The organism is Caldanaerobius polysaccharolyticus DSM 13641, from assembly GCF_000427425.1.
In the GTDB taxonomy this organism is placed as follows: domain Bacteria; phylum Bacillota; class Thermoanaerobacteria; order Thermoanaerobacterales; family Caldanaerobiaceae; genus Caldanaerobius; species Caldanaerobius polysaccharolyticus.
Genome location: NZ_KE386494.1, coordinates 54,157 through 70,700, shown reverse-complemented (window position 1 = coordinate 70,700; position 16,544 = coordinate 54,157). Strand labels below are relative to the sequence as shown.

The following is a 16,544-nucleotide window of genomic DNA, read 5'->3' as shown; positions in this document are numbered from 1 at the left end:
AGCTTAAAGTATAATATATTATAGGGTGCAAGTCAAAGATTTAGCTTATCTTTTGACAGCAATACCTGCCTGGGCTTGTTGCCTTCGCTTTTGCTGACAATACCTCGCTCCTCCATTTGGTCCATGAGTCGAGCGGCACGGGCATATCCTATTTTTAATTTTCTTTGCAACAAGGAAGTAGAAGCTTGGTTTGCCTCAAGGACTATATTTATGGCCTGAGGTAATAGTTCATCGGCGTTATCGACTTTGGCATTATCGGGTTGTTCTTGAATCTTTTCTATCAAATTCTCACAGTAGTCGGGAGCGCTCCTAGCTTTAAGCCAATCCACGATGCCCTCTACTTCTTTTTCGCTTATAAAACACCCCTGTACCCGTATTGGTTTTATTTCTCCAACCGGGTAAAAAAGCATATCACCTTTTCCTAACAGCTTTTCCGCTCCCGTCATGTCCAATATAGTCCTGGAATCCACCTGGGAGGAGACAGCAAAAGCGATTCTAGACGGTATATTGGCTTTAATAACCCCTGTGATCACATCTACAGAAGGCCGTTGAGTGGCTATCACCAGATGCATACCTGCCGCTCGCGCCATTTGAGCTAGCCGGCATATAGCATCTTCTACCTCGGCTGGTGACGCCATCATAAGGTCAGCCAATTCGTCGATTATGATGACTATCTTGGGCAATTTATTCTGGGCTATTTCGTTGTACCTGTCTATATCCCTTACTCCCTTTTCAGCAAACAGGTTGTACCTCTTTATCATTTCCTGTACCGCCCAGTTTAAGGCTCCTGCTGCTTTTTTAGGATCGGTAACCACTGGCGCGATAAGGTGACTTATCCCGTTGTACATGTTTAGCTCCACCACCTTTGGATCAATTAGCAGAAGCCTTACATTTTCTGGGTTGGATTTATATAAAAGGCTGACGATTATAGTGTTGATGCACACACTCTTTCCTGAACCTGTAGCACCTGCTATTAGCAAGTGGGGCATTTTAGAAAGGTCTGATATTATGTTAGCACCAGAAATATCCTTCCCTAGAGCTACGGTAAGATCAGATTTGCTGTTTATAAATTCAGAGCTCTCCAAAACATCCCTTAAAAAAACCGGTTTTATTTTTTTGTTGGGTACCTCAATACCTATAGCTGATTTGCCGGGAATCGGGACTTCCAGTCTCACCCCTGAAGTCGCCAAGCTCAGCGATATGTCGTCTACTAGACTTACTATTCTGCTCACCTTTACTCCAGGACTTAGTTGAAGTTCGTAACGGGTTATAGCAGGTCCACAGCTGACCTGCACCACGTGGGCGTCTATTCCGAAGCTCTTTAGCGTATCTTCTAAGGCCTTTATGTTATTTTTAATTTCCACCTTGTTTTCCTTAAAATTGCGCTCGTCACCTAACCTCAAAAGCTCATAAGGAGGGCGCATGTAATTTTTAAGGTTATCAGAACCATCAATCTGGCCTACGCTCTTATCGCGATTTTCCTCATGGCTCACGATCTTTACGTTGGTAAGCTCTATTGATTTTTCTATTATATCTTTAAAGTTACTTTGTACTTTATCTTCAACGGCGTTTTTATCTGGGAGTTTTAAATCCGCTTTATCTCTCTTATCCTCTACGTATACAAAATGAGTTACGCCCTGTGCTATATAAATCATTAACTCTTTAAGCTTTGAAATAATCGCTATCGTCGTTTTTTTTAGCGATATATTAAAAACCGTAACCAGATTTGCCAGTAAAAGCGTCAACAGCACAATCCAGCTCCCAGGTATTCCTATTAATTTTATAAAAAAATAGTCAATTAGGGCGCTTAACGCACCGCCGCCCATATTTTTGCTTCCTAAGCTAAAAGCGTACTTTATGTAGTAACCATAACCATGGTGCACGTCACTGTACGAAGACATGTGAAGCAGCATATCAACTATGAAAGCTATCAGAAAAAGCGCTATAAATCTTATCTTAGGCATAAACCTATATGATGTAAAAGTATTAAAGGAATACAGCAATATAAAAGCAGGTACGATTACAGCTCCTTTTCCTAAAAGGCCCGAAAGCAATGTCTTTATAAAAACGCCTAAAACCCCTGCAGAGCGCGTGTAAAGGCTTATAAATGACAGCAGCGACAAGCACAAAAATAACAATCCTTTTACTTCGTTATTTAGCCTTTTCTGAACCTTTTTCTTGCTGGGTTTCATCCCTTCCACCTCTAATTACATATTCTATGTTTTTACACGAAATCCTTCTTTTAAGCCAACTTATGCCTCCATAGGTGTCTTCATATTTTCGCCATACATCTCGTACCTGTGCACGTTTACGACTTTTGACTTTATGCCATTGTAGCGGTCTTCCAGTGCATCTAAAACCAGATCTGGTTTTAAATTGCGCTTTGAGCCTGCTGATACCAGCATAAAGAGAGTACAATCTTTTGTATATAGCTTTATAATATCTCCTTTTATATCCACTGGTTTGATGCCTGATTTCGTCTTTTTTTCCGCCATAACGTGGTCGCTTCTTACTATATCTTCCACGGCGTTGTTCAACAACCCTAAATCTACGTCCTTAAATGTGACACCGTATAGAGCGTATCTTATCAAAGCCATAAGGGAAGTTTTACTTTCGCCGACCTCCATGCACTGCTTGATCTTTAAGCCACAAGGGAGTTGGTTGTTCAATCTGTTTATAACGTCCTGTGTCGATATATCATGCGAGAACTCCATGTCCATGTATTCGCCATCACTGGTGTACCCCAGTGAGAGAGGAAGGGCTATGCTTATCTTAGGCTGAGGGTTGTATCCTTGAGAGTAAGCGATTGGCAGCTGAGCTCTTCTGACAGCTCTGGAGAGGGTTCTCATGAGGTCCAGATGGGATATGTACCTCATATCGCCTTTTTTTTCAAATTTCAAGCGCATTTTCAACGCACAGTCCCTCCTCTAGTTTTTTTATACCGCAATTTAAGCAGTACATCCTGCAGTCCACAGTAGTTATACCTTTTTGGGCTTTCTTATGCTCTCTTATAAGATAGTCCTTATTCACTCCTGGGTTAATGATATCCCATGGAAATAACTCCTCGTACGTGCGCCTTCTGTAAGCATAAAATCCAGGATCTACGCCTTCTGCTTCAAAGGCTTTAAGCCAACCATCAAAGTTTAAAAACTCGTTCCAGCCATCGAATTTACAGCCGTTTTTCCATGCCCTTATAATGGCTTTGCATACCTTTCTATCTCCTCGGGATATAACAGCCTCTAAAAAGCTCATTCTGTTATCATGCCAGCTATAAGATATAGCTCTATCTTTAAGCAGGCTCTTTAAATAATCCTGTTTGTCTTTAAGCTGTTCCATAGTATCTTGGGGTTCCCATTGAAAAGGCGTAAAAGGCTTAGGCACAAAAGATGAGGTGCTCACCGTGATCTTAAGCCCTTTTTTGGAACCTTTTATATCCTTGTACAGGTCTACCAGTTTATATGCCAAATCGGCAATTCCCTTTATATCCTCGTAGGTTTCGGTAGGCAGGCCAATCATGAAGTAGAGTTTTATAGTAGACCATCCGTGTTCAAAGGCTGCCCTAGCGGAATCCATAAGGTTTTGCTCTGTGACTCCTTTATTTATTACGTCCCTCAATCTTTGAGTGCCAGCCTCTGGCGCAAAGGTGAGGCCTGTTTTTCGCACCTTTTCAATCTGCTCCAGTAAACCTACGGAAAACGCGTCAATTCTTATTGAGGGGAGCGATACTCCTACGCCTTTTTCTTTATATCTTTCAATTAATTTTAAAATGAGAAGCTGTATGTCGGTATAATCGCAAGAACTCAGCGACACCAAGGATATATCATCATAGCCGGTACTGGCAACCAGCTTATCGGCAAGTTCTATAAGCTTATTTACGCTCCTTTCCCTTATGGGCCTGTATATCATACCTGCCTGGCAAAAGCGACAACCGTGGGTACAACCTCTGAATATCTCCAGCATAATTCTGTCATGCACTACTTCGGTGTAAGGAACAATCATCTTACTTGGGAAATACACACGATCCAGATCTTTTATTATCCTCTTGTCCACAGGGACAGGATAAGGTCCTTTGGGCACAAATTTGTCCACTGTACCATCAGCGTTATAGATCACATCGTACAAAGAAGGCACGTAAACGCCTTTAATGCGGCTGACGCTTTCTAAAAAGGCTTTTCGGCTTTTTTTTGCCTTTTTCCATTCTTTGTAGCATTGAATAATTTCTAATAGCGATTGTTCTGCTTCGCCGATTACGAAAAAATCAAATACGTCAGCCATGGGTTCAGGATTGTACACACACGGGCCTCCTGCTATCACGAAAGGGTCTTTTTCCTGTCTTTCAGACGAGATAATAGGTATACCCGCCAGATCCAGCATATTGATTACATTGGTATAGCTCAGTTCATATTGAAGTGTAAATCCCACAAAGTCAAACGCTGAGATATCGTCACCGCTTTCCAGAGCAAAAAGCGGGATACCTTCTCTTCTCATCACCGCCTCCATGTCCACCCACGGGGCGAATACCCTTTCGCAATACACGTCATCTATGTCATTGAGCATGTGGTACAGTATTTTCATTCCAAGATGGGACATGCCTATATCGTAAACATCTGGAAATGCAAAGGCAAACCTCACTTCTACTGAGGAAGGATCTTTATGCACGCTGTTGATTTCATTTCCTATGTACCGCGCTGGTTTTTCCACGCTTAATAGGTATTTTTCTACGTCATTTCTCATCGGTTTCACTCCTCTTGTTTATTATTATGTTTCTCAGCGGGCAATTTACTCTATGTAAGGTTAATTATCGCAAAAAAATAACTGGTCTGTGTAACAAAACCAGATGCTCCTCAGAATTACTTGATCATATCCGGACTAAGTAAATTCAATGGATCCACTGGGTTTCCACCTTTTAGCACTTCAAAGTGCAAGTGAGGTGCTGTGCTCTCTCCTGAGTTGCCTACTTTCCCTATAATATCGCCTCTTTTCACGTTTTCTCCGGTTTTCACAGAAACGGCCTTTAAATGGGCGTAAAGTGTACTATACCCATTGCCATGATCTATCACCACGTACGTCCCGTAATTAGCATCTTCTTTCACAGATTTAACGGTGCCACTCCAAGCGGCGTAAACATCGCTGCCCTGAGTTGCAGATATGTCAATTCCAGTATGGTTTTCACTTTTTTTAGTAATAGGGTTTATCCTCATACCATATCTGGACGTTATGGTTCCTTTTACCGGTGCTGACATTTTTTCTATTTGCTCAAAAGTACTCATGAATTTTTGTCTTAAAACAGGGGCGTTTTGTTTAAGGTCCTCGTAGGCTTTTAAAAAATCATAGTTAGATGTTAACCAGTATTTTACTGTATCTATAACCTTTCTGCTGGTAACTGTGTTAATGCTATTCATTACAAGAACAAAGCTCAATATAAATATGCAAACAGTGAGCTGGTAAAACAACACGTTGATTAGGTTGCCATCGTTTTTCTTACCCCACCTTTTATACATAAATGTGCCCCCTTTTGTTAGACATCTAATATCTCTAAATAGATATATTTTCTAAGGGCACATTTTATTACTCAAACCTTTAACCTCTCAAATCAGGGTTCACAACGGATCTCCAGTCAAAATCGCCTCGTTCCAGGCCTTTTATCAGGACTTCAGCGGTAGCTATATTGGTGGCAAGGGGAACATTGTGGACATCGCACACCCTCAATAAAGCTGTTATATCCGGTTCGTGAGGCTGAGCGGTTAACGGGTCCCTTATGAATATGACCAGGTCCATTTTTTCATCAGCTACCATGGCGCCGATCTGTTGATCTCCTCCTATTGGACCCGACTTAAACCTGTGAACTTTAAGTCCTGTAGCTTCCTGTATCAGGGAGCCGGTGGTGCCAGTAGCGAAAAGAGTGTGTTTCTCTAAAATTTTCTTATAGGCGATAGTAAATTCCACCATCTGTTCTTTTTTTTGGTCATGGGCAATCAGTGCTATATTCACGATATCACCCCTAGAATTTTATTTTTTGTCTTCTCATGCCTACATTTAATGCAAGTCCTATAGCGACAAAATTGGCAAAAAGAGAGCTGCCGCCATAACTCATAAAAGGCAATGGTATACCTGTCACAGGCATAATCCCTATTGTCATACCTATATTTTCTAATATATGGAACAAGAACATAGAAATAATACCCGTCACCACTAAAGAACCGTATTTATCTTTTGATATCATAGCTATCTGCACTAATCTAAACAACATTATAAAATACAACAGCAATACCGTTATGGAACCCACAAATCCCAATTCCTGACCCACTACTGAAAAAATAAAATCTGTACTGGCTTCAGGAAGAAAGTTAAATTGAACTTGTGAACCTTTGTACAACCCAAAACCCGTTATTTGGCCTGAACCTATTGCTATTTTTGATTGAAATACATGATAACCTGCTCCCATTTTATCTAAATTGGGGTTAAGAAATGTAAGTATCCTTTTTTTCTGGTAATCCTGCAAGAAATATTTAAATATGACAGGTCCACTTATTATTCCGAAAGCAAAAAAAGCTATTATATACCATATGTTAATACCAGCTATGAATATCATGCCCAACAGTATTGCGATAAAAACCAAAGCTGTCCCTGTATCGTTTTGTTTCAAAATCAACAAAACCGGAATGCCTACAAATGCCAATATTTTAAGCAACTCGTAAATGTTATTTATTTTATCCTTCTTAATGTCCAGCAGTTTTCCCAATGATAAAATAATAGCTACCTTGGCTATCTCGCTAAATTGAAAACTTACGCCCCCAATCCTCACCCAGCTTTTAGCGCCATTGGCTGATGAGCCTATCAGCAATGTCAACAGCAAAAGTACTATGCTTCCTGCGTAAATCACTTTATAGTAGTTTCCCAATAAGTTGTAGTCGATTTTCATTATTAAAAAAGCTGCTGCTATGGAGAATAAAAGCCATACAGATTGTAAAAGCACACTTTTTGCGCTACCTCCATTGGCAACATGGGTAGCACTGCTTATTGCCACAATTCCCAACGCCGATATCATGATGACTGCTGCAATTAACACGAAATCGATGTTTTTTACCAACCTTTTATCCAAGACTATTCCCACCTTTGTAAAAAATTATAGCACATTACAAAAGAAAATACCACCATGTATCTGATGGTATTTTACCTTGAAGTCAGGTGCTTAACACTTTTTATGGGAATATTAGCGACTAAAGTAGGCGTCACTGAGCTTCCGTTGTTTAAGTTGGTGACCTTTATGTTCACGCTATTGTTATCGGCTTCCATATAATTGGATATAACGTCGATGATACCCTCTTTAATCACGTCAAGGATTTCCATTGACGTATTCACTCTATCGTTTATCAATATGTTTTTAAGTCGCTCCTTTGCCACATCCTTACTGCGATTTCTATTAAACACTCATATCCCCCCTACCTCGAAGCGATGCCAAATATCCGCTTTAATTTATCTATAAAATTGCTATCGCCTTCTAGATTTAACAATGGCACGTTTTCTCCCATAATCCTTCTGGTTATATTCTTGAAAGCCTGAGATGCCAGCGATCTTTCATCGGTGATGATAGGCTCACCTTTGTTGGTAGACACCACGATTTTTTCATCGTCGGGTACCACACCTATAAGGTCTACCGCCAGTATCTCTACCATATCGTCAATGGACATCATGTCTCCCCGTTTTACCATATCCATTTTTATCCTGTTTATTATGAGCTTAATGTCATTTATCTCCGATGCTAACAATAACCCTATTATTCTGTCAGCATCCCTTATAGCTGATACCTCAGGTGTAGTAACCACAATAGCCCTATCCGCACCAGCTATAGCGTTTTTAAAACCCTGCTCTATACCAGCGGGGCAATCTATCAAAACGTAGTCGAACTCGGATCTAAGTTCTCCCGTTAACCTTCTCATTTGATCAGGGTTTACAGCGGTTTTGTCCTTGGTCTGAGCCGCTGGCAAGAGATATAAACCATCAAATCTCTTATCCTTTATGAGTGCTTGTTTGAGCTTGCATGTACCCTCCACTACGTCCACGATATCGTAAACTATCCTGTTTTCAAGCCCCATAACCACGTCCAGATTCCTTAAACCGATATCAGTATCCACCAATGCAACTCTTTTACCACTTAATGCCAGACCAGTGCCTATATTAGCCGTCGCCGTGGTCTTGCCCACACCGCCTTTTCCTGATGTTATGACAATAACCTCACCCATCTTATACCTCCTACAATTTTTCAATAAATATACGATCGTCTTTTACATAAGCGTACTCGGGGTACAATGGCCTTTCGGCATCGTCAGGAGCCCTAGACATCACATCAGCTATCCTTATCTGAATAGGCTGCAACCTGAATCCCACTACGATGGCACCTCTGTTTCCATCACTGCCAGCGTGTACGAGACCCCTTACTATTCCCATAACGATTATATTTCCTGATGCGATAACTTCTCCCCCCGGGTTTACATCGCCTAGTATCACTACATTTCCGGCATATTCTACCTTCTGACCCGATCTCACGGTTCCTTTTACGATTTTCACCATACCCTCTGTCAGCTCATCACGCTGCCTTTTTTCGTGGTTCTCATTGCTCGTTTTAAACCCATAACTCTCTACTAATTCTTTTAACTGGTTATATTGTTCGCAATTGAGCTTGCGGCCTTTAAAAGTGATGTGGGTATTTGGGGTATTAAAAAAATACCTGTGGGATGAAAATCTGCTGTCCAAACTGGCTTTTATGACTTCAAAATCCTCGTTTTTATCCAGGATTACTGTAAGGCCCTCTTTTGTCCCTTTTATTTCTACAATATTTTTCATATACAGCCTCCAGATGAACAGTTTATATAAATAATTCTTCAAAATTCGATTAAATCCTTCTTTCATCGATTAAAATATGTCTATTTGCTGTATCCCAGGTACTGGTCCATTATCGCTCTAGCCACCGTTGCCGCATAACTCCCATGTCCTCCCTGATATATAACCACAGCAACAGCAATGCGTGGTTTGTCAAAAGGAGCAAAACCTACAAACCATGCGTAATTAGCGTATCCCACTGTCTCTGCTGTACCTGTCTTTCCTCCCACTTTGTAAGGCGCGTCCACAAAAGCAGCCGAAGCCGTTCCGCCCTGTTCTGTTGCCCCTGACATGCCCTGTTTTATTACATCCACTACATTGGATTTTAAGTTTAATTTTTCTATTATTTCAGGTTTTGTCTTTGAAATGAGCTTTCCATCGTAGGTTTCTACTTTATCTATGAGGTGCAATCTATATCTGTTTCCTCCGTTTACCAAGGTAGCTATATAGTTGGCCATCTGTAATGGTGTCACAGTAGTCGACTCCTGACCTATAGAGGCGCTTAACGTCTGTCCCAACCTCCACTCAGAGTCCTTTATAGCCTGCCAGAATTTGTATTGCAAATTATCGGGAATGCCTGCGTCCTTTAACTTTTTAAAAATCACGTCATCCCTATTCTCTCCATTCAGTATCATCTGCGAAATCACATCGTATTGCTTTTGATTTATAATCTTTCGGTTAAGATAGTAGTTTACCCTGTAGAGGATAACATCCCGCTTGTACTGAGAAGGGCCTGCTATCTGGCCTTTGCTTTCAGGCAGCTCTATACCTGTTGCCTGCCCCAGACCAAAGTCTTTTGCCCATTTATCAATGTTATCTATGGCCAGTCTTCTCCCAGTGTCGTAGAAAAAGACGTCACAGGATACTTTCAGCGCCTCTACTACATCAGTCCACCCATGAGGAGCCCAGCATTTTGGGTTTCCGCTGCCAGGATACGTGTATACGCCAGAACAATACACCTGATTTGTTCGGGTTATGACATTGTCCATCAATGCCCCTGTAGCCACAATCATCTTAAAAGTGGAGCCAGGAGGAGCCGTTCCAAGGCGGGCATAATCGTAACTGGGTTGAGGCGTCATCGTACTGGTCACGTTGGGCCACATGTACTCGCTTTCTTGTTTTGTCAGAGGAGTACCTTTGGCAAACATATTGGGATCAAAGTTGGGAATGGAGGCCATAGCCAGGATATCACCTGTATTCACGTCCACGGCGACTGCCGCGCCGATGTTAGCCGGAAACTTCTGATAGCCTATTCCATTTTGTATTTTGTACATAGTATCTTTAAGGGCTTGCTCGGCTTCTTGTTGTAATTTCATGTCTATGGTCAAGTAAACTTTGTTGCCCGGCTTCGGAGGTTTTTCTCCCAGCACTTTGATCATCCTACCCAAAGCGTCTACTTCCACCTGTTGTGCTCCATTGGTGCCTTTTAAGCTCTTTTCCATAAGTTTCTCAATTCCGTCTCTGCCTATGAGGTCGTTCAATGAGTACCGTGAGTCTATGTTCTTTATATCCTCGGGCTGCAACCTAGACATATAGCCTATAAAGTTGGAACCTGTATTTTTATAGGGGTATTGACGTATGGGCTCAATAGATATAACAATTCCCGGCAGTTGATCATATCTTTCAGATATCTGAGCCAGTGTCTTTGTATCTATATCAGAGGCTATTTTCACAGGGTTATAGGACATATAGCCCTGTTTGGCCATTTCTTCTCTTACCACTAAAATACTTCTGGCGTCTTCATCACTTAAATTTCTGTCTATTTTATTGTCCTTTCTTAACTTTTCAAAGGCATCTTTTGCGTTTATATTTACAGGTAATTTATGTTCAGCTTTCCACGTTTTCTCCCTTTGTAAGAGAACGCTTTTGCTTACATTGGCATCGCCATAGGTAAAATCGTACCTTATCGGGTTGACTTTTATAGGGAAATTATCCACGTACTCCTGGTTGTTGGCAATCAAGATCTTCATCAGCTTCAGAATAACGCGATTTAAATCTTCATCTTTTATATTCGTTCTAACTAGCTCCACGGTATACGCCGGCCTGTTATTGGCTATAACAGTGCCATTTCTATCTAAAATATCCCCTCTAGGTGCCGGAATAGGTATATCCCTTATTTTCATTTGATCGGCCCATTGCTTATAGGTGCTGCCGTTGATAATCTGAAGGTTTACCAGCTGTATAGACAACACCAAGAACACAATAACTATTATAGTAATTATTACGTTAAACCTGTTTCTTACTTTTTTCTCTTCCACAGATATCACCTTAAAATTCTATTTTTTTTCATCAACCTCGCATGGCTTAGCCGGACGATATACCTGTACAAAAACAGCGTTATTGCGCAATTAAATAAAGTGCTTATCAAGATATTTTGAATGCTGGCAATAACAGAGATACTGTGTTTTACAATAAGGATCTCAAGTGTCATAGTAAGGTTAAATAACAACGAGTACAAAAGCGTAAAAACAAAAGCTGTTAATGTCTTTTCTCTAAATACGTGGTTGTTGTAATAACCCGCAAACAATCCTGATATAAAATAAGGTATCATCGTCATCCCTATGCCAGGGCTAAAAAAAACGTCCTGCAAAAATCCCGCAAACAATCCAAGGATGGCGCCTTCTATACCGCCATCCAATAAAGCAAAAGATATCACCAATATGAGCATTAAATCGGGTTTTATGCCGTAAATTCCTATAAATCTAAAAAGGGTACTTTGAATTACAAATGCCAAAATAAAAAGCAGAGCAATTAATACATTTCTCATTTCGTGTCAATTCCCTTTCTATTTGAAATTTATATTAAGGGAATTTGATAAAACGACGTATACATATTCCAACCTTTTAAAATCCGCAGCTGGCTTTACTTTGGCAATTTTCATGAGGCTTCCTGTACTTTTGGTCACGTTTTGAACCTTCCCTACGTAAAGACCCTTAGGAAAGACACCACCTAACCCGGAAGTAACAATATCGTCGCCAGCTTTCATTTGTGAATCTACAGGAATGTATTCCATTGTTAACATACCGTTGTTTTCTTCATTGCCGTGAATTATGCCGTTATCCCGCGTTCGCACGTCAATGGCGCTCACAGCGCTGGTCTGATCTAGGATCGTAAGTACCTTACACCATTTATCAGCAACTTGCGTTACTTTACCTACCAGTCCTTCACTGGTGATAACCGCCATACCCGGCTTTACCCCATCGCTTTTGCCTACATCGATGATTAATGAATCAAAGGTGTCCAGCGAGTTTATCGCCACGATATTGGCTCCAACAAGCTTGATGTCTGGGTTTTGCTTTTTGAAATTAAGCATATCCTTAAGTTGCTTGTTTTCAATGGTCAATTCAGCTAACCTTAGATTTTCCTTGCGAAGCTTTAGTACCTCGTTTTTCAAGGCAATATTTTCTTTCTTCAAAGAGCCTATCTCGGCTATAGATGCGAATACGTCATTTACGTACTGGCTTACCGCATACAGAACCCTTTGGGTTGGTCTAACAATAAAAGAGATGTAATTACCCACTTTATTTACATAAGGAGCATTGTAGGTCTTTGCTGACAGTATCACAAGCATTAAAATAACTATTGTCAAAAAAATTGCTTTTCTGTACTTTAAAAAACGGGGCACGTTAACACCCCTCTTTACGCTCTATTCGGCGTAGCTAATACTCTTCTGTATAATTCTATCTCTTCCAGTATCTTGCCTGTTCCTAAAGCAACACAATCCAGAGGACTCTCGGCAATCTGTACAGGCATGCCAGTCTCTTGCCTTACGAGCTTGTCCAGTCCGTCCAGCAAAGCCCCGCCTCCTGTGAGCATAATGCCTCTGTCCATTATGTCAGCGGCTAACTCCGGTGGCGTCTTCTCCAGCGTCATCTTTATAGCGTCAACTATGCTGGTCACAGGTTCCTTTAAGGCTTCCAGTATTTCTGTAGACGATATTTTGAGCGTTTTAGGCAGCCCAGTAACCAGATCCCTTCCTCTTATCTCCATCGTTTCTTCCTTTGCCTTAGGATAGGCAGATCCTATCTGAATTTTGACATCTTCTGCTGTCCGTTCACCTATCATTAGATTGTACTCTTTTTTAATGTAATTGATGATGGCTTCATCTAACTCATCGCCGCCTATCCTCAGGTTCTTGCTGGTGACAATACCTCCTAGCGATATAACGGCCACGTCTGTGGTACCACCACCGATGTCCACAACCATGCTGCCAGTAGGCTCTTCTACAGGCAAACCCGCTCCTATAGCCGCAGCCATAGGCTCCTCTACCAAGTGAACTTCCTTAGCACCAGCTTGTATCGTCGCCTCTTCCACAGCTCGCTTTTCCACTTCTGTTACCCCGGAAGGTATACCAACCACTACCCTGGGTTTTCTAAAAGATGTTTTACCTTGCATGGCCTTCCCTATAAAATATTTGAGCATACTCTGGGTTACGTCAAAATCAGCTATAACACCATCTTTCATAGGCCTTATAGCGACGATACTACCAGGGGTTCTGCCAACCATCTTCTTTGCTTCAGCACCTACTGCCAGTACCTGTTTAGTATCTATTTTAATAGCGACAACAGAAGGCTCACTTACCACAATTCCCTTGCCTCTTACGTAAGCCAGCGTATTCGCTGTACCTAAATCAATCCCTATATCTCGTGAAAAATAACTGTTTGCCAAATAAATACAACCCCTTCCTTTTAGCTCAAATAAAGTTTTTTTGTTTCATGCTGATATAAACTCCATCGCCTATTATAATATGGTCTAATACATCAATGCCTAAAATTTTTCCACCTTCTATTAATCTTCTGGTGACGCCTACATCCTCAACGCTTGGTGTAGGATCTCCGCTAGGATGATTATGCGCCAATATAATGGCAGCAGCGTATTTCCTTATAGCTGCATTAAAAATCTCCCTTGGATGTACTATCGACGAGTTTAGGTTTCCCACTGATATATTTTCAATCCCCAATACCTGATTCTTTACGTTTAGCAGGACGATCTTAAATACTTCTTTTTTAAGATATCTCATTTCTACCATTAGCAAATCTGCGATATCCTGAGGTTTTGTTATGCTCTGGGTTTTTCTAACGGACATCTGTACGCGAATTCCTAATTCAATAGCCGCTTTTAATTCAGCTGCTTTAGCCAATCCCACTCCTCTTATTTTAGATAGCTCTTCTAAGGAAGAATCTAAAAGAAATTTCAAGCCCTCTTCCCCAGCGCGGTTTAAAATCCTTTCTGCTAGCTTTATCGCTGACTCATTTTTTGTACCCGTCCTTATAATTATAGCCAGTAATTCAGCATTTGACAATACTTCGGGACCGTATCTCAACATCCTCTCCCTGGGCCTTTCGTCGCAAGGCAGATCCTTTATAGCTATATTGTACGTGTCCACTCGCATCCCCCTTGCACATTTTTTAGATAGCCATCAAATCCACTCCGAACTCATTGAGCATTTCATTTAACTTACCTAAAGGAAGTCCCACCACGTTGTAATAACAGCCTCGAATCTTTTCTACAATAAGGCTGCCTTTACCCTGTATAGCATAGGCACCCGCCTTGTCCAAAACTTCCCCTGTCTTTATATACTTTTTTATTCTCTCATCGTCCATAGGCCTTATCCACACATCTGTAACAGCGTAGTCGGAAACAATTTTATAGGAAGGCACCTGCACTACGCATATGCCCGTATAAACTTGATGCTTTTTGCCCTGGATCAATTTGAGCTTGTAAAAAGCATCATTTTCGTCCTCAGGTTTCCCCAGTATTATCCCATCTAAGTAAACGACAGTATCGGCACCTATTACTACTGCCTCACTCTTTAACCTTCGAGCTACATCCATAGCCTTTCGCTGGCTCAACCCTATTACAAGTTCCACGGGATCTTGAGTGTCTAAACTTTCATCAACATCGCTAGCTATAACCTCAAAATCTACTCCTAACCCTGCCAGCAAATTCCTTCGTCTGGGAGATTGAGATGCCAGAACTAATTTCGCCATACAATCACCTTATATCCTGTAGTTTACGTACAAAGCTACAATCGCCCCCACTACCGTGCCAATATTGGCTTTTACGGCGATTTGAAATGAAAGCTTTAGAATATTAAGATCAACAACCGTAGGGGAAGCCATCCCAATGCTTTTGTAATACGCCAGGGGTTTGTACCATATACTAAAGTATTCCGCCAGGTAACTACCTACAATAGCTCCCAGGATAACAACGACGATTAACCTCCATATGCTGTATCTTTTCCCCTTCATACCTTAACCTCTCCCTAAAATACTAAAATAATTATATCATATTGTGAAATGTTTTTTAACAATAGCGACAAAAATATTTTACTTTTTTGTATCTGGTTCCATGTGGACTATTACTTCACTTACTCCTTTTATCCTTTCTTTTATGCGCTGCTTTATGATGTGGTCCAATTTGTGAGCCTCTTCTACATGCATATCAGGGTTTATCATGACGTGAAGGTCTACGTGTATATCGTCCTCTCTTCCGTGGCTCCTTATCTTATGACATGACCTTATTTCAGAAAGATCTTTTATGGCATTTCTCACCTCGTCTTCCTTTAACACCACTCTATCGCATAAAACAGCGGAACTGTGTTTTATCACTTCAACCCCTGCTTTTATTATAAATACCGATATGACAATGGATATTGCAGGATCTATATAAACGGGGAGCCCCACCTTTAAACCCAGCAATGTGAAAAGCACTGACAGCGAAACGTATATATCGCTGCTTGTATGGAGGGAATCGGATACTAAAATATCGCTGTTCAGTTTTTTTCCTGCGCTATATTCGTATTTAAATACAAACACGTTTATGCCTAGTGTAACCATCATTATGATAAAACTAGTCAAGTCAATTCTAGGCGTCGTTGGGTGAAAAAATCTGAACAAAGCATTTTTCAATATATCATAGCTTACTAGAAACAACATTACGGATATAAATATAGACGCATAAGTCTCAAACTTTTTGTGGCCATATGGGTGTTCGGCATCGCCAGGTTTTGAAGCAATATATATGCCAATCAAACCAATGATATTTCCACTGCTATCGGACAGAGAATGGTACCCATCAGCCATTATGCTAGCACTGTTAACGTAAAAACCATACAACAATTTGGCTAACGCCACCCCGATATTCAAAAAAAGGATTATAAGGAGCACCTTTTTTATTTTATTAAAGTTTTCCATAATTCTACCTCTTTTCAATTAAAAATAAAATTTACACTATATTATACGCTATTTATTCGTGTTGTGCAACATTCATAGCAAATCATTAATCTTTATCAATTGATAATAAAACTTAATAATAAATATATCTCATTGTACCTAAATTGACTTATAGGCTGAGATATCCTATAATTACAGAAGACAAAAAATAAAGGAGGTAAAAAAATGCCCGTCATTACTATTGAAGGACCAAGCAATTTATCAAAGGAAAAGAAAGCCAAACTCATCTCAGATCTTACAAGTACGGCCTCAGAGATCTTGAACATTCCCAAGCAGGCTTTCACTGTCATCATAAAGGAAAATGAGGCAGAAAATATCGGCGTAGGCGGCGTGCAGCTCTCAGAATTACATACGGTTTAAAAAAGGAATAGCAACCCCCACTTTTCACGTGCATAAAAAGTGGGGGTTGTCGTCAATCTGTTTTATAAC

18 protein-coding genes are annotated in these 16,544 nt (G+C 40.7%); 1 reads left to right on the top strand and 17 read right to left on the bottom strand.

All coding sequences use genetic code 11. From position 1 onward, the window contains the following. Window positions 1-32 precede the first annotated feature (32 nt). The 17 genes from CALPO_RS0101340 to CALPO_RS0101260 form a co-directional block, all read right to left on the bottom strand. A complete protein-coding gene (locus CALPO_RS0101340) occupies window positions 33-2,192 on the bottom strand; it encodes an FtsK/SpoIIIE family DNA translocase (protein ID WP_026485715.1) in 2,160 nt (719 codons plus the stop codon). A 60-nt stretch (window positions 2,193-2,252) separates the two neighbouring features. Next, window positions 2,253-2,906 (bottom strand): TIGR03936 family radical SAM-associated protein, encoded by a 654-nt coding sequence (locus tag CALPO_RS0101335; RefSeq protein WP_245589898.1) that lies wholly within the window; start codon window positions 2,904-2,906, stop codon window positions 2,253-2,255. Further along, window positions 2,890-4,743 carry a TIGR03960 family B12-binding radical SAM protein gene (locus CALPO_RS0101330; RefSeq protein WP_174391320.1) on the bottom strand — a complete coding sequence of 618 codons (1,854 nt, stop codon included), beginning with the start codon at window positions 4,741-4,743 and terminating at the stop codon, window positions 2,890-2,892. The genes CALPO_RS0101335 and CALPO_RS0101330 overlap by 17 nt, the downstream gene beginning before the upstream one ends. A 107-nt stretch (window positions 4,744-4,850) precedes the next feature. After that, entirely contained in the window at window positions 4,851-5,501 is a 651-nt protein-coding gene (locus CALPO_RS14080; RefSeq protein ID WP_051585770.1) for a M23 family metallopeptidase, read from the bottom strand. A 79-nt stretch (window positions 5,502-5,580) separates the two neighbouring features. Continuing rightward, window positions 5,581-5,991, bottom strand: a complete 411-nt coding sequence (mgsA, locus tag CALPO_RS0101320) for a methylglyoxal synthase (protein ID WP_026485712.1) — start codon at window positions 5,989-5,991, stop codon at window positions 5,581-5,583. Window positions 5,992-6,001: 10 nt separating this feature from the next. Then, on the bottom strand, window positions 6,002-7,102 hold the full coding sequence (gene rodA, locus CALPO_RS0101315; RefSeq protein ID WP_026485711.1) for a rod shape-determining protein RodA: 1,101 nt from the start codon (window positions 7,100-7,102) through the stop codon (window positions 6,002-6,004). Between the two features lie 71 nt (window positions 7,103-7,173). Continuing rightward, on the bottom strand, window positions 7,174-7,431 hold the full coding sequence (gene minE / locus CALPO_RS0101310) for a cell division topological specificity factor MinE (RefSeq protein ID WP_026485710.1): 258 nt from the start codon (window positions 7,429-7,431) through the stop codon (window positions 7,174-7,176). 11 nt (window positions 7,432-7,442) lie between these two features. After that, on the bottom strand, window positions 7,443-8,243 hold the full coding sequence (gene minD, locus CALPO_RS0101305) for a septum site-determining protein MinD (RefSeq protein WP_026485709.1): 801 nt from the start codon (window positions 8,241-8,243) through the stop codon (window positions 7,443-7,445). A 10-nt stretch (window positions 8,244-8,253) separates the two neighbouring features. Beyond that, window positions 8,254-8,844 carry a septum site-determining protein MinC gene (minC, locus tag CALPO_RS0101300; RefSeq protein WP_026485708.1) on the bottom strand — a complete coding sequence of 197 codons (591 nt, stop codon included), beginning with the start codon at window positions 8,842-8,844 and terminating at the stop codon, window positions 8,254-8,256. An 80-nt stretch (window positions 8,845-8,924) separates the two neighbouring features. Further along, on the bottom strand, window positions 8,925-11,138 hold the full coding sequence (mrdA, locus tag CALPO_RS12985) for a penicillin-binding protein 2 (protein WP_051585769.1): 2,214 nt from the start codon (window positions 11,136-11,138) through the stop codon (window positions 8,925-8,927). Window positions 11,139-11,143: 5 nt separating this feature from the next. Then, complete coding sequence (mreD, locus tag CALPO_RS12980) at window positions 11,144-11,647, bottom strand: rod shape-determining protein MreD (protein WP_051585768.1); 504 nt, start codon at window positions 11,645-11,647, stop codon at window positions 11,144-11,146. A gap of 18 nt (window positions 11,648-11,665) precedes the next feature. Beyond that, window positions 11,666-12,505: a rod shape-determining protein MreC gene (gene mreC / locus CALPO_RS0101285; protein WP_026485707.1), complete on the bottom strand. Its 840-nt coding sequence runs from the start codon at window positions 12,503-12,505 to the stop codon at window positions 11,666-11,668. Between the two features lie 14 nt (window positions 12,506-12,519). After that, window positions 12,520-13,548, bottom strand: coding sequence for a rod shape-determining protein (locus CALPO_RS0101280; protein WP_035171947.1), 1,029 nt, complete (start codon window positions 13,546-13,548; stop codon window positions 12,520-12,522). A 25-nt stretch (window positions 13,549-13,573) separates the two neighbouring features. After that, window positions 13,574-14,266 (bottom strand): RadC family protein, encoded by a 693-nt coding sequence (gene radC / locus CALPO_RS0101275; protein WP_456059070.1) that lies wholly within the window; start codon window positions 14,264-14,266, stop codon window positions 13,574-13,576. A 22-nt stretch (window positions 14,267-14,288) separates the two neighbouring features. Further along, window positions 14,289-14,870 (bottom strand): Maf family protein, encoded by a 582-nt coding sequence (locus tag CALPO_RS0101270; protein ID WP_026485704.1) that lies wholly within the window; start codon window positions 14,868-14,870, stop codon window positions 14,289-14,291. A gap of 9 nt (window positions 14,871-14,879) precedes the next feature. After that, window positions 14,880-15,131 (bottom strand): DUF4321 domain-containing protein, encoded by a 252-nt coding sequence (locus CALPO_RS0101265; RefSeq protein ID WP_026485703.1) that lies wholly within the window; start codon window positions 15,129-15,131, stop codon window positions 14,880-14,882. A gap of 78 nt (window positions 15,132-15,209) precedes the next feature. Continuing rightward, entirely contained in the window at window positions 15,210-16,076 is an 867-nt protein-coding gene (locus CALPO_RS0101260; RefSeq protein ID WP_026485702.1) for a cation diffusion facilitator family transporter, read from the bottom strand. 204 nt (window positions 16,077-16,280) lie between these two features. Here CALPO_RS0101260 and dmpI point away from each other — a divergent pair, with 204 nt between their 5' ends. Beyond that, entirely contained in the window at window positions 16,281-16,475 is a 195-nt protein-coding gene (dmpI, locus tag CALPO_RS0101255; RefSeq protein WP_026485701.1) for a 4-oxalocrotonate tautomerase DmpI, read from the top strand. The last annotated feature ends 69 nt before the right edge of the window (window positions 16,476-16,544 follow it).